Source organism: Mycobacterium sp. GA-1841 (assembly GCF_001954135.1).
GTDB lineage: Bacteria > Actinomycetota > Actinomycetes > Mycobacteriales > Mycobacteriaceae > Mycobacterium.
Map to the genome: position 1 here is coordinate 67958 of NZ_MBEQ01000056.1, position 20414 is coordinate 88371.

Here is a 20414-nt window from a genome sequence, read left to right on the forward strand (position 1 = left end):
ACGTTGGGAGGATTTGTGACGACACTGCTCGTGGAGGACATCGGCCTGCTGGTGTCCGGCGACGCCGCGGTGGCACCCGTGCGGGACACCACGCTGCTGATCGAGGACGGGCGGATCGCCGGGATCGGTGTCGACCATCGCGATCCTGACCAGGTGTTGTCGGCTGGTGGATTGACGATCATGCCCGGTCTCGTCGACGGCCACGTGCATCCGACGTTCGGTGAATGGACCCCGGCGCAGAACTCGATCGGCTGGATCGGCAACTACCTCCAGGGCGGCACCACTTCGATGGTGTCAGCTGGCGAATTGCACATCCCGGGCCTGAATTTCAGCGCATTGACGCCCGAGCTGGTGTTGAGCATCGCGGTGACGTCCAAGCACACCACAGGCCGCGCTCGCCCGTCGGGGGTCAAACTCAACGCAGGCACGGTGCTGTTGGTGCCGGGGATGACCGAGGAACACTTCGACCGCGCTCACCGCGAAGGCATCGAGCACCTCAAGTTCATCTTCTACGACTGGAACCGGTTGGGCGACGGCGAAGCTCAGCGCTATGTCCAATGGGCCCATGACCGCGGGATGACGGTCAAGATGCATTCCGGTGGGGTGTCGCGATCCGGGTCGAGCCGGGTGGCCGGACGCGACGTCGTCGTCGCGGTACGTCCGGACATCGTCGGCCACATCTCGGGCGGTCCGATCCCACCCCCGGACGAGGACATCATCGCCATCATCGCCGATCTGCCGTCGGCTCATGTCGAGGTGTGCAGCTCGATGAATTTCCGGGCGACCAAGCTGGTGGTGGACCAACTGTCCGGGCGCGGCGAACTCGGCCGGCTCACCCTCGGTACGGACACTCCCGGCGGCACCGGCGTCATTCCCCGGGGCATGTTGCGCAACATCTGCTTTCTCGCCTCGATCTGTGGCGTCGATCCGCTCGACGCCGTCGCGGCGGCCACCGGTCAGACCGCCCGGGCACACGGTCTCGACACCGGTGTGCTTGCCGAAGGACGACCGGCCGACCTGCTGGTACTCGGACCGATCACCGGTTCGACCGCCGGCGACGCGCTGGAGTGCTTCGCGCTCGGTGACCTGCCCGGTATTGCGGCCGTGCTGGTCGACGGCGTCGCACTGGTCAAGACCCGCAGTGAACAAACCCCGCCGCCCAGCCGTGCGGTGAGGTGGCGCGGCGAACCCGTGCCGGCCATGCACGCTGCGGCACGTCGGATCGGCTGCTGCTGAACCGACAGTCGGCCACGCAGACGCCGGCGAATGCCTAGTCTGATCATCGGGTAGGCGCTCACCGGAATCGTCGCGTTGGGCTGATCACTCGGCGCCACGCGTACCGTCCACCCCCGCAAGCTCAGGAGGCCAGATGGCCAGTCCGCACCACGAAGCCATCGACGACTACTTCTCCACCACCGTTTCGGAGTTGGCCGAGACCGCCGATCAGCCGTGGCCGGCCGGGTCGGCGCTGACCGAGCGGGATGCATTGGCGCTCTTCGACGTCCAGCTGGCCAGCCGCCATCTCGACCTGGCTGCGCGGTGGTTGCGGAGCCAGGGCAAGGGGTTCTACACGATCGGATCATCTGGGCACGAGGGCAATGCGGCTGTCGCCGCGGCGCTGCGTCCCACTGACCCGGCGCTACTGCACTACCGCTCCGGCGGCTTCTATCTGGCCCGGGCCGCCCAGGTGGCCGGCACCGATCCGGTGCGCGATGTGCTGCTCGGTCTGGTCGCCGCGACCGAGGAGCCGATCTCCGGCGGGCGGCACAAGGTGTTCGGCCGTCATGACCTCAACGTCATCCCACAGACCTCGACGATCGCGTCGCACCTGCCGCGGGCGGTGGGGGTGGCGTTCTCGATCGCCCGGACCCGCAAGCTCGATGTCTCCTGCCCGTGGCCCGACGATGCGATCACGGTGTGCAGCTTCGGGGATGCCTCGGCGAACCATTCCACCGCCGTGGGTGCGATCAACGCCGCGCTGCACGCCGCCTACCAGGGTTTGCCCATGCCTCTGCTGTTCGTCTGCGAAGACAACGGCATCGGGATCAGCACCAAGACACCACGCGGCTGGGTGGCGCGAAGCTACGCCCACCGCGAAGGGCTGCAATATTTCGCCGCCGACGGCTGCGATCTGATTGCGGCCTTCGATACCGCACTGGCCGCCGCGCAGTGGGTGCGCAGCCACCGCAAACCCGCGTTCCTGCACTTGGGTACGGTCCGGTTGATGGGCCACGCCGGGTCGGACTATGAACCGGGCTATCGCAGGCCCGACGAAATCCTGGCCGAATACGATCGCGACCCGGTGCTCAACACCGCGAGAATCCTTGTCGCACACGGCATACTGACGCCCGTCGAGGCGATCGGACGGTATGAGGCCAAACGCCGTGAGGTGATCGGCCTGGCCGGGGAGCTCAGCCGGTCCGCACAACTCGACAGTGCGCCGGCGGTGATGAAGCCGCTGCGCGACACTCTCGACGAAGCCCGGGCTGTGTCGGTGGCCAGTGCGGCGGAGCCCGGCGGCACACCGTTGACCCTGGCGCTGGCCATCAACCGCACCCTGAAAGACGTGCTGGCGCAGTATCCGGAGGCGATCGTGTTCGGCGAGGACGTCGCGCACAAGGGTGGCGTCTATGGCGTCACGCGCGGTCTGCAGAACACCGCGGGACCCGCCCGGGTATTCGACACACTCCTCGACGAACAGACCATTCTCGGCTTGGCGCTGGGGGCCGGGATTTCGGGTCTGGTCCCGATTCCGGAGATCCAATATCTGGCTTACCTGCACAATGCCGCCGATCAGATTCGCGGCGAGGCAGCCACTCTGCAGTTCTTCTCCAACCGCCAGTACCGCAACCCGATGGTGGTGCGGATCGCGGGCTACGGGTACCAGAAGGGTTTCGGCGGGCATTTCCACAATGACAATTCGATCGCCGCGATCCGCGACATCCCCGGTGTGGTGATCGCCTCTCCATCTCGACCCGACGATGCCGCGGGCATGCTGCACACCTGCGTTGCCGCCGCGAAAACCGCCGGCGCCGTGTGCATCTACATCGAGCCGATCGCCCTCTACCACACCAAGGACCTCTATTCGGACGGTGATCAGCAATGGCTCGCGCCTTATCCGGCCCAACCGGTGCGCATCGGGCAGGCCCGCACCTACGGTGAGGGTGCCGACCTGACGATCCTGACCTTCGGCAACGGGGTGTGGATGAGTCTGCGGGTGGCCCGCCGCCTGGCCGAGGCCGGAATCGGGACGCGGGTGGTGGACCTGCGTTGGCTGGCACCGCTGCCGGTCGAGGACATGCTGCGCGAGGCGCAGTCAACCGGACGGGTGCTCATCGTGGACGAGACCCGTCACAGTGGCGGTGTGGGGGAGGGCGTGCTGGCCGAACTCCTGGACCGCGGGTATCAGGGCCGGGTGAATCGGGTGGCCAGCGCCGACAGCTTCATCCCGCTCGGCGATGCTGCGCTGCAGGTGTTGCTGTCCGAGGACACCATCGAGGCCGCCGCGGTGAAGTTGGTCGGCTGACACGGGGGCGAGCTCGGCGCTTGATAGCTTGACCGGATGACGGAACCTGTGACGCCGGATCTGACCCGCCCCCTGGCCGGGGTCCGGATCATCGAGATCTCCAGTTTTGTCGCGGTGCCGCTGGCCGGCATGACGCTGGCCCAGTTGGGCGCCGAGGTGGTGCGGGTGGATCCCATCGGCGGCGCCGCCGACTATCGCCGCTGGCCGCTCACCGACGAGGGGGAGAGCATCTACTGGGCCGGGCTCAACAAGGGCAAGCGTTCGGTGGCCGTCGACTTGCGTTCGTCCGAAGGCCAGGAGCTGGTGCAGCGGCTGATCGCCGAGGCGGGCGTGCTGATCACCAATGTGGCGGGACGGCAGTGGCATTCGTACGACGTACTGTCGGCGTTGCGTCCCGACCTGGTCCACGTGGAAGTGTCCGGGCGTGCCGATGGCGGCACCGGAGTGGATTACACCGTCAATGCCGGGTTGGGCTTCCCGCTGGTCACTGGTCCGGCTCAGCTGGCCGCCCCGGTCAACCACGTGCTGCCGGCGTGGGACGTCAGCTGTGGGCTGTACGTGGCGCTGGCGGTGAGCGCCGCGCTGCGCCACCGCGATTCCACCGGTGAGGGCGCACGGATCAACGTTCCGTTGGAGAACGTCGCGCTCGCCACCGCGGGCAATCTGGGTTTCCTGACCGAGGTGATGATCAACGGCACCAGTCGCGAACGGCTCGGCAACACGCTGTACGGCACGTACGGGCAGAACTTCACCAGCAGTGACGGGGTCGGGTTCATGCTCGTCGCGCTGACAGGCCGGCACTTCCGTGACCTCACCGAGGTCACCGGGACAACCAAAGCCGTTGCTGCCCTTGCCGAGGCATTCGGCGCCGACTTCACCGACGAGGGGCAGCGCTACACCCACCGCGACGCCCTGACCGGCCTGTTCACGTTGTGGTTCAGCGAGCACACCGCCGAGGAGATCAGCGCCGCACTCTCGGGTACGTCGGTGCTGTGGGAGCGCTACCGCAGCTTCGCCGAAGTTGCGGTCGACGAGCGGGTGGTCACCAATCCGCTGTTCACCCCGCTGGAGCAACCGCGCATCGGCACCTATCTGGCACCCGGGTTACCGGTGTCGATCGGCGGGGTATATCCGCCCGCCGTCGCTGCCCCCGCACTCGGTGACGACACCACGTCGGTGCTGGCCGAACATCTCGGGCTGAGCCGCGAAGACATCGCCGCGCTGACCGAAACGGGCACGGTGGCAACAGGTTCCGACGCTTCGTGAGTGCGCTGCTGGAGCTGCTGGACCTACAGGCCGCTGGTGAGGCGTTCACCGGCACGGCCAGTGGGCCGGCCGGCAAGCGCGCCTACGGTGGCTTGTTGGCCGCGCAAAGTCTGGCGGCCGCCTGCCGGACTGTCGGCGATGACCGTGCGCCCACCAACATGCACCTACAGTTCCTGCGCGGCGGGGATGCGGGGGAGGCTGCCGAGTACCGCGTGCAGCAGGTGTACGACGGGCGTACCGCCTCGGCGCGGCGGGTCGAGTCCTTTGAACACGGCCGGATGCTGACGACGGGCACGGTGTCCTTCGCGACCGCACTGGCCGGTCCCGAGCACGGCAGCCTTTCGTCGTCGCACGATCCCGAGGCGCTGCCGCAGACCGGTCCACCCGGGCCCGCGCCGTCGCTGCCCCTCGACGAGTTCGACATTCGCGTCGCCGACACCGGGGCCGGCGAGGAGTTCACGCGGCGGATGTGGTGGCGGGTCACCACGGCGCTGCCCGATGATCCGCTGGTGCACACGCTGATCGCGGTGTACATCACCGACCTGTACGGGATCGACCCAGCGCTGGCCGTGCACGGGCACAGCATGCGGTCCCGAAGTCACCGCAGTGGCACCACGGATTCGTCGATCTGGTTTCACCAGCCGCTGCGTGCCGATCAGTGGAATCTGCTGGAATCACGGTCCCCGGCTGCCGCACGGGGGCGGGGGCTGATCACCTCCAGCCTGTTGCGCGCCGACGGTGCGGTTGCCGCCACTCTGGTGCAGGAGGGCCTGGTCGCCGAGCGGTGAGTAGGGGTCCCGGCACGCCGGTCGGATCGGTGGCAGCTTTCGGAGGGAGATCCGATGTGCCCGACTATGAGCGACTTCTCAGCGACAATCGCCACTGGAGTAACCCACGAACCACCAATCACATTGTCGCTCAGGGTATTTGACACTCGTGCCGCACCGGTATCTTCCGCCTCATCTGTCCAGTGCCCGGTTGTGAGCGACTCCGTCGCTGATAGGCGAGCAGATCGTCACCTGCTCACATTCCGCGGCGCGCCGTAGGGATGGCTGCGTACGGGGCCTGCGTTGATCACCGCGATGATGCAGTGGCGGTCGTTCGAGTAGTGGATTTGCGACGCGCCGCCTGTGGATGAACTCTGCGCTGGGGATAACTCGGTCGGTCGGAGCCGGTTCTGTCGGTCCTCGTCCGCACGGTGTGCGTATGGATTCCTTGACACGAGCCGAGATCGGCGCACTGGGTGAGCAGTTGGCCGTCGAGCATCTGACGGCGCAGGGGTTGCGTCCGTTGGTGCGCAATTGGCGATGCCGTTATGGCGAGCTGGATGTGATCGCCGAGGAGGTCGCCACGAACACCGTGGTGTTCGTGGAGGTCAAAACCCGCACCGGCGACGGGTTCGGCGGGATCGCCGAAGCGGTGACCGCGCAGAAGGTGCGCCGGATCCGGCGGCTGGCGGCGCTGTGGTTGGCCGAGCAGACGGTTCGGTACGCGGCCTTGCGGATCGACGTCATCGGGATCCGCATCGGACGCCGCCGAGAACCCGAACTCACCCACCTCAAGGGAGTGGGCTGAAATGGGTTTGGGGAGAGCGTATTCGGTGGCGGTGCGCGGTGTCGACGGCGTGATCGTGGAGATCGAGGCCGATATCGCCTCGGGGTTGCCCGGTGTGCACCTGGTGGGGTTGCCCGACGCTGCGTTGCAGGAGTCACGGGATCGGGTTCGGGCGGCGATCACCAACTGTGGCAACGAATGGCCGATGTCGCGGTTGACGCTGGCGCTGTCACCGGCGACGCTGCGCAAGGTGGGGTCGGTCTACGACGTGGCTTTGGCCGCGGCCGTGCTGTCGGCCCATACCAAGACAGTCTGGGCACGTCTGGAGAAGACGGTGCTGCTGGGGGAACTCGCCCTTGACGGTCGGGTCCGCCCGATCCGCGGTGTGCTGCCCGCGGTGCTGGCCGCCAAGCGGGAGGGCTGGCCCATGGTGGTGGTCCCGGTCGACAACCTGGCCGAGGCCAGTCTGGTCGACGGAATCGAAGTGGGCGGCGTGCGTTCGCTACGCCAGTTGCAGGCTTGGTTGGCCGGCAAAGGTGCTCTCACCGGTCGTGTCGTGGTATCGGGGCACCAGTCCGAACCGGTGGCGGATCTGGCCGATGTGGTCGGCCAGAGCCAGGCGCGCTACGCCGTCGAGGTTGCCGCCGCGGGCGCGCATCATCTGATGCTGACCGGGCCACCCGGTATCGGGAAAACCATGCTGGCGCAGCGGCTGCCGGGCTTGCTGCCGGCGCTGTCGTTTCAGGAGTCGCTGGAGGTGACGGCGATCCATTCAGTGGCCGGACTGCTGGCCGACGATACGCCGTTGATCACCCGACCGCCCTTCGAGGCCCCGCATCACACCTCGAGTGTGGCGGCACTGGTGGGAGGCGGCAGTGGGTTTGCCCGTCCCGGTGCGGTCAGTCGGGCTCACCGGGGTGTCCTCTTTCTCGACGAATTCGCCGAGATGGGCTCGAGCACATTGGAGGCGCTGCGAACCCCGTTGGAGGACGGTGAGATCCGATTGGCCCGTCGGGACGGGGTGGCGTGTTACCCCGCGCGGTTCCAGTTGATCCTGGCGGCGAACCCATGTCCGTGTGCCCCGCCCAAACCGGCCGACTGCACCTGTTCGGCCCAGGCACGGTTGCGTTATCGAGGCAAGCTGTCAGGGCCGCTGGTGGATCGCGTCGACCTGCGGGTGCAGTTGAACCCGGTCAGTGCCGGGGCATTCGCGCCGCAAGACGAGGAATCCAGCGCCGTCGTTCGCGAGCGGGTCGCCATGGCCCGTCTCGCCGGCCAAGACCGTTGGAGAACTTACGGATTCGCAACGAATGCCGAAGTCAGCGGTCCGCTGCTGCGACGAAAGTTCCGGTTGCCCAAAGCCGTGATGGCACCGTTGCGGTCTGCAGTCGAGCGCGGCGTCATCAGTATCCGCGGCGCTGACCGGTGTTTGCGGGTCGCGTGGACACTTGCGGACCTGGCCGGGCGGACCATGCCCGCGCGCGAGGACGTGGCAACGGCCTTGAGCTTCCGTGAGGCCGGGGGTGTGTCATGACCGATGAGGTGCGACGGGCGTGGGCTTACCTGTCCAGGGTCGCCGAGCCGCCGTGCCCGGAATTGACGGCCTTGGTCAAGCAGGTCGGACCGATCGACGCGGCACATCGAATCAAAGCCGGAAAACTCGACCCCGACCTGATGAGTGTGGTCGAGGCGCGACGCGGCTTGGACTGCGCCGCACGTGATCTGGAGGTCCTCGATCGGATGGGAGGTCGGTTGATCACCCCCGACGAGGATGAATGGCCGTTGCTGCAGTTTCGCGCCTTCGCGGGGTTGACGGGAAACAAGCGTCCCAACGGCCATCCACCGCTGGTGCTGTGGGCCGTCGGACCTGCGCGGCTCGATGAGGTGACGCAGCGCGCGGCGGCGATCGTCGGCACGCGAGCGGCCACCGCCTACGGCGAGCACGTCGCGGCTGACCTCGCTGCCGGGCTGGCCGACCGCGAAGTGACGGTGGTGTCCGGCGGCGCTTACGGCATCGACGGGGCCGCGCACCGCTCAGCGCTGGCATGTGAGGGCGTGACGGTTGCGATCGTGGCCGGTGGTATCGATAACCCGTACCCGTCCGGTCACAACGCACTGTTTCACCGAATCCGCCAAGAATGCCTTCTGATCAGCGAATATCCGCCGGGTGTCCCGCCGGGACGGCTACGGTTTCTCACCCGCAACCGGTTGGTGGCGGCACTCTCCGGCGCGACGGTGGTGGTGGAAGCCGGGCTGCGCAGTGGTGCGGCCAATACGGCGGGATGGGCCACCGCGATGGGCCGGCCGGTGTGTGCGGTACCGGGACCGGTGACCTCGGCCGCCTCGGCGGGGTGCCATGTCTTGCTGCAGCGGAAGGACGTGCACCTCGTCGGGCGGGCCGAGGAGGTCGTCGAACTCGTCGGCCACATCGGGGAATTGGTCTGCGAGCCCGAGCATCCGGCCGGACCGCTCGACGGGCTCGCGCCGGACGAGAAACGCGTGTACGACGCTTTGCCTGCGCGCGGTGCGCACACCGTGGACGAGATCGCGGTGCTTGCCGCGCTTGCCCCGCATCAAGTGCTGGGCCCGTTGACGATGTTGGAACTCAACGGTCTGGTCGAAAGCACCGACGGATGTTGGCGGATCGTGCGTCGGCGCCGGCCTTGTGCACCGGCAGGCGGCGCACCCACGTCGGCATGAGCCGCCGGGCGAAAATCACGCCGATCTGCTGTGGGGCGTGGTCACCCGGTGTTAGCTTCGATTGATCACGTAACTCGCAACCTCGGCATGCTGCGCACCGCACACGGCAACACCGGGGATGGGGGGTGGAAGATGAGTACCGCAGCTGACCGCGCCGCTCAACTGAACTTGGTCGGACGCTTGAAATCGGCATACCCGGAATTGCCCGACGCGCCGACGCCGGACCTCCTCGATCACGACAGGCTCACCGCCTACCTCAAACCGGTGCACGATGTCGGCGGCGAGCCGGATGCACCGATGAAGTACGAGAACAAGGCATACGAGTACTGGGAGCACATGACCTATGTCATGTGTGAAGTCCTCGGCTGGCGGGGCATCTGGCTGTCCGAGGAACGGCGTCGAATGTGCAACGTCGATGTCGGACGCGCCGTCTATCAGGGTTTCCCGTACTACGGCCGGTGGCTCGTGTCGGTCGCGCGGGTCCTGATCGAAAAGCACCACATCGGCTTGACCGAACTGTCCGAACGCATGGCCGAAGTCCAGGAACGCTACGCCGGCGGGCTGTCCGGCAAGCGTTTGGAGGCCCGGCCCAAATGCGAAGGGGACGGCTCGACGGTCCGGCGCAACAGCCACGTCACGCATGCCAAGGGCAAAGGTGACCCGCAGGTCTACGCCGGCCGAGCGGGTGAACCCAAGTTCAAGGTCGGCGACCCGGTCGTGGTCCGCGAACTACCCGTGATTTTCTACACGCGCACACCTGAATACGTGCGCGGCGCCCGCGGGAAGATCGCCGCGGTGGCCTACGAGAGTCCGGCCGCCGAGGACGAAACCTGGGACCGCACCGACGCCCGCCCGGAGTGGTTCTACGTGGTTAGCTTCACGATGGCAGACCTCTGGGACGGCTATACGGGAACGGCCACCGACACGTTGAGAACCGAGATCCCCGAGCGCTGGTTGCAGGCAGCCGGTTGACGTCGTCGGGATAGAGCCTCCGTACGAAGGACACACCATGGCAGAGCACGACCACGACCACGAGCGCACCGTCAAGCCCATGGTCGACGAGATCACCGACTTCGAGGTCCTTGAGATCGCGCTGCGCGAATTATGTATCGAGAAGGGCATTTTCACCGCCGAAGAGCATCGTCTGTTCACCGAGTTCGCCGAACAGATCGGCCCGACTCCGGCGGCGCGGCTGGTGGCCCGTGCCTGGCTGGACCCGCAGTTCAAACAACTCGCCGCGGATGAGCCGATGACGGCGAGCAAAGAAGTCGGCGTCGACTGGCTGGAGCCCACCGGGTTCGGCACACCCAGCGATTTCACCGCATTCCAGATTCTCGAAGACACCCCGACGGTGCACCATGTGATCGTCTGCGCGTTGTGCTCCTGTTACCCGCGTCCGATTCTCGGCAACTCACCCGAGTGGTACCGAACCCCCAACTATCGGCGCCGGATGGTGCGCTGGCCACGTCAGGTCCTGGCCGAGTTCGGCCTCTACCTGCCCGACACCGTCGAAGTGCACGTGCAGGATTCAAATCAGAAACATCGCTTCATGGTGATGCCCATGCGTCCCGAAGGCACCGAGGGCTGGAGCGAAGATCAGCTCACCGAGATCATCACCCGCGACTGCCTGATCGGCGTGGCACTGCCGAAAGCCGGTGTGACGACGAACGTCATCACCGAAACCCGCGCCGCTGTACATCCCGCGGAATGACCATCGGAGCGTGGTGATGAACCGAGCGGATGAGCCGATACCGATTGGAGACGACCCGATTCCGACGCTCGCGAGAATCGTGGAACGCAACCAGGTGTGGCCGCTGATGGCTGCCAAATACGGCGTCGAGAACCTGGTTCCGCCGTGGAAGACCAGCCTCGACGGGCTGTGCGACGCACTCGACCACGCCGCGTGCGACACGGGTGTCCCCGACTTCACACAGCGCCGCGACGAGGAAGACCTGCTTTCGGCGACGCTCTACGCCGATCTGCCGTACCCCGAGAATCAACTGGTCTCGCTGACGCACTCGCTGGTGGCGCGTGGGCTGATCACCGAATCCGAGTTGCGGGAGCGGTTGGCAGTGGTCCGGGGCAGACTCGAGGCCTGACGAGATCTGACCAGCCGTAGACCCCGAGACGCGCTGCGGTCTCCGTATAGTCGATGAGGTCGGCTAATGAACAGCCGGCAGATGATCTTGGAGGCGGCATGGCAGGACGACCGGTACACACATTTGCGGTGGTGCGCCGCGAGCAGTTGACCGATCACATGGTCAGGTTGGTGCTCGGCGGGTCGGGTGACGGCACAGGTTTCGACACATTCTCGCCCAGCGAATTCACCGATTCCTACGTCAAAATCGCCATCGTCCCCGACGGCGTCGACGTCGCGGCCTTGCCACAACCCTTGACACTGGACAGTTTTCAGGATCTGCCCGCCGAGCAACGTCCGACCGTGCGCACCTACACGGTGCGCAACGTCGACAGCGAGCGCGGTGAGATCACCATCGACTTCGTCGTCCACGGCGAGCAAGGGGTGGCCGCACCGTGGGCTGCGGCCGCCGAACCGGGTCAGCCCGCCTACCTGATGGGGCCGAGCGGCGCCTACGCCCCTGATCCGGCAGCCGACTGGCATCTGTTCGCGGGCGACGAGGCCGCCCTCCCCGCCATCAGCGCCGCGCTGGAAGCGCTGCCCGCCAATGCGATTGGCCAGGCATTCATCGAGGTCGCCGGTCCCGAGGACGAACTCGAGCTCACCGCGCCCGACGGCGTCCAGGTGAACTGGATCTACCGCGGCGGTCGGGCCGACCTGGTCGGCGACGATCGTGCCGGGGACAACGCGCCACTGGTCGCCGCGGTCAAGGAGACGCCGTGGCTGCCCGGTCAGGTGCAGGTCTTCATCCACGGTGAGGCCCAGGCCGTCATGCACAATCTGCGTCCCTACATCCGCAAGGAGCGCGGTGTCCCGGCGAAATGGGCGGCGTCGATCTCCGGGTACTGGCGTCGTGGGCGTACCGAGGAGACCTTCCGTCAATGGAAGGCCGAGCTGGCAAAAGCCGAGGCCGACACCGCCGGCTGAGACCGGAAGCGCGGCCGGGATGGCAAGGTAGCCGTCATGGCGTACGGCGATTTTCAATTCGAGATCTACCTGCAGGGCCTGTCCGGCGTGTTGCCGACCATGCCGATGGACTATGCGGCGTTGGAGGCCAAGGCCCAGGCTGCCATGCCGGCGTCGGTGTGGTCCTACGTTGCCGGCGGCGCCGGCGACGAGCGCACTCAGCGGGTCAATCGGACCGCCTTCGACCGGTGGGGCCTGATCCCGCGGATGCTCAACGCCCATCGTGACCGTGACCTGTCCGTGGAGCTGTTCGGACTCACACTGCCCTCGCCCTTGTTCATGGCACCTATCGGGGTACTGGGCATCTGCGGGCAGGACGGTCACGGTGATCTGGCCGGAGCGCGCGCCGCTGCCCGCACCGGGGTCCCGATGGTGCTGTCCACCCTGACCGAAGACCCGCTAGAAGACGTTGCCGCCGAATTCGGCGACACCCCAGGCTTTTTCCAGCTGTACACCCCGACCGACAAAGACTTGGCCGCCAGTCTGGTGCACCGCGCCGAGGCGGCCGGGTTCAAAGGCATCGTCGTCACCCTGGACACCTGGGTTCCGGGCTGGCGCCCGCGGGACCTGTCCACCTCGAACTTTCCGCAGCTACGCGGCAAGTGCCTGGCCAACTACACCAGCGACCCGGTGTTCCGGGCCGGGCTGCCGCAGCCACCCGAAGAGAATCCGCAGGCGACCGTGCTGCGCTGGGTGAGCCTGTTCGGGAATCCCTTGACCTGGGATGACCTGCCGTGGCTGCGGTCGTTGACGAAACTGCCGCTGATCCTCAAAGGCATCTGCCACCCCGATGATGTCCGGCGCGCCAAAGACGGCGGCGCCGACGGCATCTATTGCTCGAACCATGGTGGCCGCCAAGCCAATGGTGGACTGCCCGCCATCGACTGCCTGCCCGGTGTGGTCGAGGCGGCCGACGGATTGCCGGTGTTGTTCGACTCGGGAATCCGCAACGGCGCAGACATCGTCAAGGCGCTGGCCCTGGGCGCCACCGCGGTCGGGGTGGGCCGGCCGTTTACGTACGGGTTGGCATTGGGCGGGGCCGACGGCATCGTGCACGTGCTGCGCTCACTGCTGGCCGAGGCCGATCTGATCATGGGCGTGGACGGCTATCCGACCCTGGCCGACCTCACCCCCGACGCGCTGCGTCGGGTGGACTGTCCGTGAGCCCGTTGAGATGAGACCGTGACGGTGACCGCTCGGCGCGCCGGATGCGTCGCAAGCGAAGTTCTGCGACGGTGACACGGTGGCCGCAGTCGAGGAGGTTCTTGCCGAGTTCGACGAGTACCTGGCGTTGCAATGCGGCCGCTCCGAGCACACCCGTCGCGCATACCGGGCAGACCTGCGCGCGTTGTTCGAGTTCAGCGGCGGTGGTCTGGACACTGTGACCCTGCCGCGGTTGCGGTCCTGGCTGGCTGCGCAGAGCGCGGCCGGAACGGCGCGGACCACGCTGGCGCGTCGCACCTCCTCGGTCAAGACCTTCTGCACCTGGGCAGCCCGGCGGGGGCTGCTGGCCGAGGACCCCGCTGCCCGGCTGCAGGTCCCCAAGGCCCACCGCACACTGCCCGCGGTGCTGCGTCGCGATCAGGCACTCGACGCCATGGAGGCCATGAATTCCGCTGTATGCGAAGGTGATCCGTTGGCGGTGCGGGACCGGCTGATCGTCGAGATGCTGTATGCCACCGGTATCCGGGTCAGCGAGTTGTGCGGGCTGGACATCGACGACATCGACACCTCACGTCGTGTGCTCCAGGTACTGGGCAAGGGCAACAAACAGCGCACGGTCCCGTTCGGTGAACCGGCCCAGGCGGCGTTGACGGCGTGGCTCACCGACGGGCGGCCGGCGCTGGTCACCCCGGCTTCCGGACCCGCGCTCCTGTTGGGCGCCCGGGGTAAACGGCTCGACCCGCGACAGGTCCGCACCGTGGTGCACCAGACCGTCGCGGCCGTCGACGGTGCGCCGGACATCGGGCCGCACGGTCTTCGGCACAGCGCAGCCACGCATCTGCTCGAAGGGGGTGCGGATCTGCGCGTCGTGCAGGAGTTGTTGGGCCACACCTCGCTTGCCACCACGCAGCTCTACACCCATGTCACCGTGGAACGACTGCGCGCGGTCCACGACCAAGCGCACCCACGGGCCTGAAGGAGGACTGTGCACGAACCGGCTCTCGGGCCGATCCGGACGACCGTCGGATTGCCGAACGGACCGGTGTCCTACCTCACCTGGGCCACCGGCCCCCAAAATCCCGCGGTGGTGCTGCTGCACGGCGGTGGAGTGGACAGCGCGTCGCTGTCGTGGGGCGGTATCGGCCCGCGGCTGGCCCGGGCGGGTTACCGCGTCATCGCTCCGGATCATCCCGGCTACGGCCACAGCCCGGCGCCACGTCTGCCCGTGACCCAGGAACGCCTGGTGGCCTACGTGGGGGAGTTCGTCGACGCACTCGGCCTGCAGCGCTACGCGATCGGCGGCTTGTCGCTCGGTGGCGGCATGACCATCGGCCACGTGCTGGACCGGCCGGACGGCGTCAGTGGCGCGATGCTGTTGAGTAGTTACGGCCTCATGTCCCGGCTGTCGGGCGGGCCGCTGTCCGGATACGGCAATTGGTCACCTGGGCGACGTTGCGGGCCGGCCTACTGGGGTGGATGACCCGTTGGGTGGGCACCAACCGCAAAGCGATGGTGCGCAGCATGGGGTCGCTGATCACCGATCCCGCCCACCTCACGGACGACCTGATCGACGAGATCATGGCGGCGGCGAGCCGGCCGGACGGCTTTCGGGCGTTCGAGCAATGGCAACGGGACCAGGTCGGCTGGAATCGGCTGCGCACCGACTACACGCCGCAGTTGACGTCCTTTCCCTGCCCGGCGCTCATCGTTCACGGTGCACGCGACCCGGGTGTCCCGGTGGCGCGTGCCCGCACCGCGGCCACGCTGATTCCCGACGCCCAGCTCAAAGTGGTTGCCGGAGCCGGGCATTGGGTGCAGCGTGACCAGCCCGACGTGGTCTCCGACGCGATCCGGGGATTCCTACGAGGCATCGGCGCAGTGTGAGTAGCTTGTGCCTGGTTCACCCGGCCAGCGGCTTGAGCCGGATCGGGGTCTCGGCCAGCAGGCCGAGTGGATCGACGTAGTCGGCCCGCGCGGCCGCACCCCACATGGCGCCCCAGTGCAGGCAGGCCGCTGCGGCGCAGCCCGGGTGACCGGCCAGCACGGTGCCGATCAACTGCCCGGCGGTCACGGTCTGCCCGGGCCGGACCGCAGCGTCCACCGGTTCGTAGCTGGTGCGCAGCCCGCCCGGATTGGCCAGCGAGATCACCGGCCGTCCGGCCAGCACCCCGGCGAACACGACGGTGCCGGGTCCGGCGGCGTAGACCGCCTGGCCGGGCACGGCGGTCAGGTCGACGCCGCGATGGCCACGGGTCCAGTTGGGCGAGGGAGCGTCGAAACCCCTGGTCACGGCGGGGCGCGGAGATATCGGCCAGTGCAGCCGCGAGTCGTCGGCGCGGGCAGTGCCCGGCCACGCCCAGGCCAGGAGCAAAATCAGGACCACCGCGGCGGATCTCACCTCCTCAGTTCAGCGTCTTGCCCGGGCCGTCCGAAAGACCCGAAACCGGCCCTGTGGATGAAATCGACGAATCCGCCCGCGTTTGCCGCGTGGTAAAAGCACCTCTGCGCAGCGTGTAAACTTCTATCCGCAGCTCGCTGAGCGGGCTGACTTCGCGTGTCTGCGCCACGACCTCTAATCGGGGTCGTACCCGGATGCCGGCGGTCCTGACCTGGGTTTTCCAGGGCGGGTCCGGCGACCAGCAGGCACCAGGGTCCGGTGTCACCGATACCGGACGACAACCGACAACTAAAGGACATGGCCGACATGGCTGTTGTGACAATGAAGCAGCTGCTGGACAGCGGCGCCCACTTCGGGCATCAGACCCGTCGTTGGAACCCCAAGATGAAGCGGTTCATCTTCACCGACCGCAATGGCATCTACATCATCGACCTGCAGCAGACGCTGACCTACATCGACAAGGCGTACGAGTTCGTCAAGGAAACCGTCGCCCACGGTGGCAGCGTGCTGTTCGTCGGTACCAAGAAGCAGGCGCAGGAATCGATCGCCGAAGAGGCCACCCGCGTCGGCATGCCCTACGTGAACCAGCGCTGGCTGGGCGGCATGCTCACCAACTTCTCCACCGTGCACAAGCGTCTGCAGCGCCTCAAGGAGCTCGAGGCCATGGAGCAGACCGGTGGCTTCGAAGGTCGCACCAAGAAGGAAATCCTCATGCTCACGCGTGAGAAGAACAAGCTTGAGCGCAGCCTCGGTGGTATCCGCGACATGCAGAAGGTGCCCTCGGCCATCTGGGTCGTCGACACCAACAAGGAGCACATCGCCGTCGGCGAGGCCCGCAAGCTGAACATCCCGGTCATCGCGATCCTCGACACCAACTGCGATCCCGACGTCGTGGATTACCCGATCCCGGGCAACGACGACGCGATCCGTTCGGCTGCCCTGCTGACCAAGGTCGTGGCCTCGGCCGTGGCCGAAGGCCTGCAGGCTCGCGCCGGCGCCGGTCAGAAGCAGGACGCCGAAGGCGCAGAGCCGCTCGCCGAGTGGGAGCAGGAACTGCTGGCCGGTGCGACTGCGGGTGCCGCCGAGGGCGACGCCGCTGCTGCACCCGAAACATCCACTGACGCTTCGTAATCAGGAGAAGTCTTAAATGGCTAACTACACCGCTGCCGACGTCAAGCGCCTTCGGGAGCTGACCGGCTCCGGCATGATGGACTGCAAGAACGCGCTGGCCGAATCGGACGGCGATTTTGACAAGGCCGTCGAGTTGCTCCGTATCAAGGGCGCCAAGGACGTCGGCAAGCGCGCTGAGCGCGCCACCGCCGAGGGTCTGGTCGCGGCCAAGGACGGCGCGCTGATCGAGCTGAACTCCGAGACCGACTTCGTCGCCAAGAACGCCGAATTCCAGGAGCTCGCCAACCAGGTCGTGGCGGCCGCCGCTGCCGCGAAGGCCGGCGACGTGGATGCTCTCAAGGTCGCCACGGTTGGGGATACCACGGTCGAGCAGGCCGTAGCCGACCTGTCCGCCAAGATCGGCGAGAAGCTCGAGCTGCGTCGGGTCGCCTACTTCGACGGCACCGTCGAGACCTACCTGCACAAGCGTGCCGCGGACCTGCCGCCGGCCGTCGGTGTCCTGGTCGAGTACACCGCCGGCGACGCGGACAAGGGCAAGGAGGCCGCCCACGCGGTCGCTCTGCAGATCGCCGCGCTCAAGGCTCGCTACCTCACCCGTGAGGATGTCCCCGCCGACATCGTCGCCAACGAGCGGCGCATCGCCGAGGAGACCGCGAAGGAAGAGGGCAAGCCCGAGCAGGCGCTGCCCAAGATCATCGAAGGTCGCGTCACGGGCTTCTACAAGGATGTCGTGCTGCTCGACCAGCCGTCGGTGTCCGACAACAAGAAGTCCGTCAAGGCGCTGCTCGACGAGGCCGGCGTCACCGTGACCCGCTTCGTGCGGTTCGAGGTCGGCCAGGCCTAACCCCAGAAGACTCGGGCGGCACATCACACCCGATTGACGGCTCGGCCGTCCACACCCGATGGACGGCTCGGCCGTCCACACCCGATGGACGGCTCGGCCGTCGCCGCCCGTCGCAAAACCCCGCGCTCATTCCGGCGATCCCGGAAAGCGCGGGGTTTTGTTCATTTGTGACCCGGTCGGTGCCGGGTAGTTGCTCACGCCGGGGCAAGGTGCTTTGCCGATGTGGGAGTGTGGCAGGTACGAATGGGTTGGGGATGGTGTTGGAGGTGACATGCGCGTAGGCGTGGTTTTTCCGCAGACGGAACTCGGCGGAGATCCTGGAGCCGTGCGCGCATACGGCCAGCGTGTCGAGGAGCTGGGCTTCACGCACATCCTGGCCTACGACCACGTCGTCGGCGCCGATCCGGCGGTCCACCGGGACTGGGCGGGGCCCTACGACCTGTACACCACGTTCCACGAGCCGATGGTGATGTTCGGCTACCTGGCGGCGGTCACGTCGCTGGAACTGGTGACCGGGGTGATCATCCTGCCGCAACGGCAAGCGGTGTTGGTGGCCAAGCAGGCCGCCGAGGTGGATCTGCTCACCGGCGGCCGTTTTCGGCTGGGCATCGGCCTGGGCTGGAACGCCGTCGAGTACGAAGCGCTGGGCGAAGATTTCGGCAATCGCGGCAAACGGTCCGAAGAGCAGGTGGAGTTGATGCGTCGGCTCTGGACCGAATCCTCGGTCACCTTCGAGGGCCGTCATCACACAGTGACCGGTACCGGTCTGGCTCCGCTGCCGGTGCAGCGACCGATCCCGGTGTGGTTCGGTGCCGCCTCCGCGCGGGCACTGGAGCGGGCCGGGCGTCTCGCCGACGGCTGGTTTCCGATGGTCGGCCCGGGGCTCGAACTCGACGACGCGCGCGCCCGGGTCGAACGCGCCGCGGTCTCGGTCGGCCGCGACCCGACCACCATCGGGATGGAAGGGCGCGTGACCTGGTCCGGTGACCCAGAGCAGACCGCGGCCGGCATCACCGCGTGGGCCGAGGCCGGGGCCACCCACGTCGCGGTGAACACCATGGGGGCGGGCCTTCGGACGGTCGACGAGCACCTGGCTGCGCTGCAGAGTGTGGCCCGGACGCAGTGATGTGTGGCTTGCTAGCGTCGGAGCATGAGTAGCGGTCCGCGTCCGGCGCGAAAAGCCTCCACCCGCTGTAGCGCCTTCGGCGACGATGCGCTCGGCGAGCATGATGCCGTCGGCCTGGTCGAGGAACTGCGGGCCGGCCGGGTGTCGGCCGCCGACCTGATCGAGGCCGCCATCGCGCGTGTGGAGGCCGTCAATCCCACGCTCAACGGCTTGGCATTCGAGGCGTTCGACCGGGCGCATGCCCGTGGTGCCGCACCAAGCCCGTACGGCGGATTCTTCGACGGTGTCCCGACTTTCGTCAAGGACAACGTCGCTGTGCGGGGCATGCCGACCATGCGCGGCACCGACGCATGGGAACCGCGCCCCGAGGTCGCCAACGGTGACTTCGCCCGTGCCTACCTGGCCACCGGCCTGGTGCCGCTGGGCAAGTCGCGGCTCTCGGAGTTCGGGTTCAGCGCGGCGTGTGAGCATCCCCGGCTGGGTCCGGTGCGCAATCCGTGGGATCCGCGCTACACCGCAGGCGCGTCCTCCTCGGGGTCGGCGGCGTTCGTCGCCTCGGGTGTGGTTCCGATCGCACACGCCAACGACGGTGGTGGGTCGATCCGGATCCCCGCCGCGTGCAACGGACTGGTCGGTCTCAAACCCACCCGCGGTCGGTTGCCGCAAGATCAGCACCTGCGGGTGATGCCGCTGCGGATCGTGTCCGACGGGGTGCTGACCCGGTCGGTGCGTGACACCGCGGCGCTGTTGCGCGAGATGGAGCGGGTCTACCGCAACCCCAAACTGCCGCCGATCGGTGATGTCAGCCGGCCGGGCAAACAGCGCCTGCGCATCGCGGTGTGCACGCAGTCCATCGTCCACGACGCCGGTCCGGAGATGACCGAGCTCACCCACAAGACGGCGACGCTGCTCGAGGAACTCGGCCACCGGATCACGGTGATCGGCAATCCCGTACCGGCGCGATTCAAGGACGACTTCCTGTTGTACTGGGCGTTTCTGGCGTATGCGACGGTGCGTGGCGGCAAGCGGTCTATGGGGCCGACGTTCGATCGCGACAAACTCGACAACCTCAGCCTCGGCCTGGACCGGCTGGCCTCTCGCAACCTGCATCGGGTACCGGCGGCGATCGCGCGGCTGGCCCGGTCGCGGCGCATCACCGAGCGGTTGTCCGCCAGCTACGACGTGGTGCTGATGCCGACCCTGGCCGAACCCACCGTCGAGGTCGGCTGGCTCGACCCGACCGCGGACTACGAGCAGATCGTCGACCGGTTGCTGGGCTGGGTGGCATTCACCCCGTTGCAGAACGCCACCGGTGATCCGGCCATCTCCCTGCCCCTGGCGCAGACGGCCGACGGTCTGCCGGCCGGGATGATGCTGTCGGCGACCCGCGGCCGCGAAGCCCTCCTGCTCGAACTGGCCTACGAGCTCGAGGAGGCCAAGCCGTGGCCCCGCATTCAGGACCCGGCGCCGTCGGCCCCACGTAAGCGGGCGCGAAAAGCCGTGAAGTAGACAGGCGAGGCGCGCGTCAGTGTCGTCGCCTCCTAAGATGACCGGCAAGTATCGCCGAACAGGGGGACGCATGGGGTCGGGGAGCCAACCAGG

Annotated in this window: 20 protein-coding genes; 19 read left to right on the top strand and 1 reads right to left on the bottom strand. The window is 67.4% G+C overall.

The window, feature by feature from the left end; translation table 11 throughout:
• Positions 1 to 15: 15 nt before the first annotated feature.
• The 15 genes from A5740_RS12850 (at position 16) to A5740_RS29095 (ending at position 15197) form a co-directional block, all read left to right on the top strand.
• On the top strand, positions 16 to 1236 hold the full coding sequence (locus A5740_RS12850) for an amidohydrolase family protein (protein WP_076194559.1): 1221 nt from the start codon (positions 16 to 18) through the stop codon (positions 1234 to 1236).
• A 133-nt stretch (positions 1237 to 1369) separates the two neighbouring features.
• Positions 1370 to 3526, top strand: a complete 2157-nt coding sequence (locus tag A5740_RS12855) for a thiamine pyrophosphate-dependent enzyme (protein ID WP_076194561.1) — start codon at positions 1370 to 1372, stop codon at positions 3524 to 3526.
• Between the two features lie 36 nt (positions 3527 to 3562).
• On the top strand, positions 3563 to 4792 hold the full coding sequence (locus tag A5740_RS12860) for a CoA transferase (RefSeq protein ID WP_076194562.1): 1230 nt from the start codon (positions 3563 to 3565) through the stop codon (positions 4790 to 4792).
• Positions 4789 to 5580 carry an acyl-CoA thioesterase II gene (locus A5740_RS12865; RefSeq protein WP_076194564.1) on the top strand — a complete coding sequence of 264 codons (792 nt, stop codon included), beginning with the start codon at positions 4789 to 4791 and terminating at the stop codon, positions 5578 to 5580. The genes A5740_RS12860 and A5740_RS12865 overlap by 4 nt, the downstream gene beginning before the upstream one ends.
• Positions 5581 to 5998: 418 nt before the next feature.
• The gene (locus A5740_RS12870; protein ID WP_076194565.1) at positions 5999 to 6367 is read left to right on the top strand and encodes a YraN family protein; all 369 of its coding nucleotides are present in this window, start codon (positions 5999 to 6001) and stop codon (positions 6365 to 6367) included.
• 1 nt (position 6368) lies between these two features.
• Positions 6369 to 7880, top strand: coding sequence for a YifB family Mg chelatase-like AAA ATPase (locus tag A5740_RS12875; protein ID WP_076194567.1), 1512 nt, complete (start codon positions 6369 to 6371; stop codon positions 7878 to 7880).
• Positions 7877 to 9046 (top strand): DNA-processing protein DprA, encoded by a 1170-nt coding sequence (gene dprA / locus A5740_RS12880; RefSeq protein ID WP_076194568.1) that lies wholly within the window; start codon positions 7877 to 7879, stop codon positions 9044 to 9046. The genes A5740_RS12875 and dprA overlap by 4 nt, the downstream gene beginning before the upstream one ends.
• A gap of 132 nt (positions 9047 to 9178) precedes the next feature.
• The gene (locus tag A5740_RS12885) at positions 9179 to 10018 is read left to right on the top strand and encodes an SH3-like domain-containing protein (RefSeq protein WP_076194705.1); all 840 of its coding nucleotides are present in this window, start codon (positions 9179 to 9181) and stop codon (positions 10016 to 10018) included.
• A gap of 37 nt (positions 10019 to 10055) precedes the next feature.
• Complete coding sequence (gene scnC, locus A5740_RS12890; protein ID WP_076194570.1) at positions 10056 to 10757, top strand: thiocyanate hydrolase subunit gamma; 702 nt, start codon at positions 10056 to 10058, stop codon at positions 10755 to 10757.
• Between the two features lie 16 nt (positions 10758 to 10773).
• Complete coding sequence (locus A5740_RS12895; protein WP_076194571.1) at positions 10774 to 11145, top strand: thiocyanate hydrolase; 372 nt, start codon at positions 10774 to 10776, stop codon at positions 11143 to 11145.
• Between the two features lie 98 nt (positions 11146 to 11243).
• Positions 11244 to 12110: a siderophore-interacting protein gene (locus A5740_RS12900; protein ID WP_076194573.1), complete on the top strand. Its 867-nt coding sequence runs from the start codon at positions 11244 to 11246 to the stop codon at positions 12108 to 12110.
• A 36-nt stretch (positions 12111 to 12146) separates the two neighbouring features.
• Positions 12147 to 13313 carry an alpha-hydroxy-acid oxidizing protein gene (locus A5740_RS12905; RefSeq protein WP_076194574.1) on the top strand — a complete coding sequence of 389 codons (1167 nt, stop codon included), beginning with the start codon at positions 12147 to 12149 and terminating at the stop codon, positions 13311 to 13313.
• A 79-nt stretch (positions 13314 to 13392) separates the two neighbouring features.
• Positions 13393 to 14289 carry a tyrosine recombinase XerC gene (locus A5740_RS12910; RefSeq protein ID WP_076194576.1) on the top strand — a complete coding sequence of 299 codons (897 nt, stop codon included), beginning with the start codon at positions 13393 to 13395 and terminating at the stop codon, positions 14287 to 14289.
• A gap of 9 nt (positions 14290 to 14298) precedes the next feature.
• Entirely contained in the window at positions 14299 to 14793 is a 495-nt protein-coding gene (locus A5740_RS29090; protein WP_254849173.1) for an alpha/beta fold hydrolase, read from the top strand.
• Positions 14790 to 15197 (top strand): alpha/beta fold hydrolase, encoded by a 408-nt coding sequence (locus A5740_RS29095; RefSeq protein ID WP_254849174.1) that lies wholly within the window; start codon positions 14790 to 14792, stop codon positions 15195 to 15197. Before A5740_RS29090 ends, A5740_RS29095 begins: the two co-directional genes overlap by 4 nt.
• A 16-nt stretch (positions 15198 to 15213) precedes the next feature.
• Here A5740_RS29095 and A5740_RS12920 read toward each other — a convergent pair whose 3' ends face one another.
• On the bottom strand, positions 15214 to 15711 hold the full coding sequence (locus A5740_RS12920) for a M23 family metallopeptidase (RefSeq protein ID WP_076194577.1): 498 nt from the start codon (positions 15709 to 15711) through the stop codon (positions 15214 to 15216).
• A 306-nt stretch (positions 15712 to 16017) separates the two neighbouring features.
• Between A5740_RS12920 and rpsB the strand changes: the two genes are divergently transcribed.
• The 4 genes from rpsB to A5740_RS12940 all read left to right on the top strand — a co-directional run bounded on the left by rpsB (position 16018) and on the right by A5740_RS12940 (position 20321).
• Complete coding sequence (gene rpsB / locus A5740_RS12925) at positions 16018 to 16842, top strand: 30S ribosomal protein S2 (protein ID WP_076194707.1); 825 nt, start codon at positions 16018 to 16020, stop codon at positions 16840 to 16842.
• Between the two features lie 16 nt (positions 16843 to 16858).
• The gene (gene tsf, locus A5740_RS12930) at positions 16859 to 17686 is read left to right on the top strand and encodes a translation elongation factor Ts (RefSeq protein ID WP_076194579.1); all 828 of its coding nucleotides are present in this window, start codon (positions 16859 to 16861) and stop codon (positions 17684 to 17686) included.
• Positions 17687 to 17957: 271 nt separating this feature from the next.
• A complete protein-coding gene (locus tag A5740_RS12935; protein ID WP_076194581.1) occupies positions 17958 to 18812 on the top strand; it encodes an LLM class F420-dependent oxidoreductase in 855 nt (284 codons plus the stop codon).
• Between the two features lie 24 nt (positions 18813 to 18836).
• Positions 18837 to 20321 (top strand): amidase, encoded by a 1485-nt coding sequence (locus A5740_RS12940; RefSeq protein ID WP_076194582.1) that lies wholly within the window; start codon positions 18837 to 18839, stop codon positions 20319 to 20321.
• Positions 20322 to 20414: the final 93 nt, after the last annotated feature.

Coding starts and splice junctions, on each gene's coding strand:
- A5740_RS12855 (WP_076194561.1), top strand. CDS start 1,370: ATGGCCAGTCCGCACCACGAAGCCATCGACGACTACTTCTCCACCACC.
- A5740_RS12860 (WP_076194562.1), top strand. CDS start 3,563: ATGACGGAACCTGTGACGCCGGATCTGACCCGCCCCCTGGCCGGGGTC.
- A5740_RS12870 (WP_076194565.1), top strand. CDS start 5,999: ATGGATTCCTTGACACGAGCCGAGATCGGCGCACTGGGTGAGCAGTTG.
- A5740_RS12875 (WP_076194567.1), top strand. CDS start 6,369: ATGGGTTTGGGGAGAGCGTATTCGGTGGCGGTGCGCGGTGTCGACGGC.
- dprA (WP_076194568.1), top strand. CDS start 7,877: ATGACCGATGAGGTGCGACGGGCGTGGGCTTACCTGTCCAGGGTCGCC.
- A5740_RS12885 (WP_076194705.1), top strand. CDS start 9,179: ATGAGTACCGCAGCTGACCGCGCCGCTCAACTGAACTTGGTCGGACGC.
- scnC (WP_076194570.1), top strand. CDS start 10,056: ATGGCAGAGCACGACCACGACCACGAGCGCACCGTCAAGCCCATGGTC.
- A5740_RS12895 (WP_076194571.1), top strand. CDS start 10,774: ATGAACCGAGCGGATGAGCCGATACCGATTGGAGACGACCCGATTCCG.
- A5740_RS12900 (WP_076194573.1), top strand. CDS start 11,244: ATGGCAGGACGACCGGTACACACATTTGCGGTGGTGCGCCGCGAGCAG.
- A5740_RS12905 (WP_076194574.1), top strand. CDS start 12,147: ATGGCGTACGGCGATTTTCAATTCGAGATCTACCTGCAGGGCCTGTCC.
- A5740_RS29095 (WP_254849174.1), top strand. CDS start 14,790: ATGACCCGTTGGGTGGGCACCAACCGCAAAGCGATGGTGCGCAGCATG.
- rpsB (WP_076194707.1), top strand. CDS start 16,018: ATGGCTGTTGTGACAATGAAGCAGCTGCTGGACAGCGGCGCCCACTTC.
- tsf (WP_076194579.1), top strand. CDS start 16,859: ATGGCTAACTACACCGCTGCCGACGTCAAGCGCCTTCGGGAGCTGACC.
- A5740_RS12935 (WP_076194581.1), top strand. CDS start 17,958: ATGCGCGTAGGCGTGGTTTTTCCGCAGACGGAACTCGGCGGAGATCCT.
- A5740_RS12940 (WP_076194582.1), top strand. CDS start 18,837: ATGAGTAGCGGTCCGCGTCCGGCGCGAAAAGCCTCCACCCGCTGTAGC.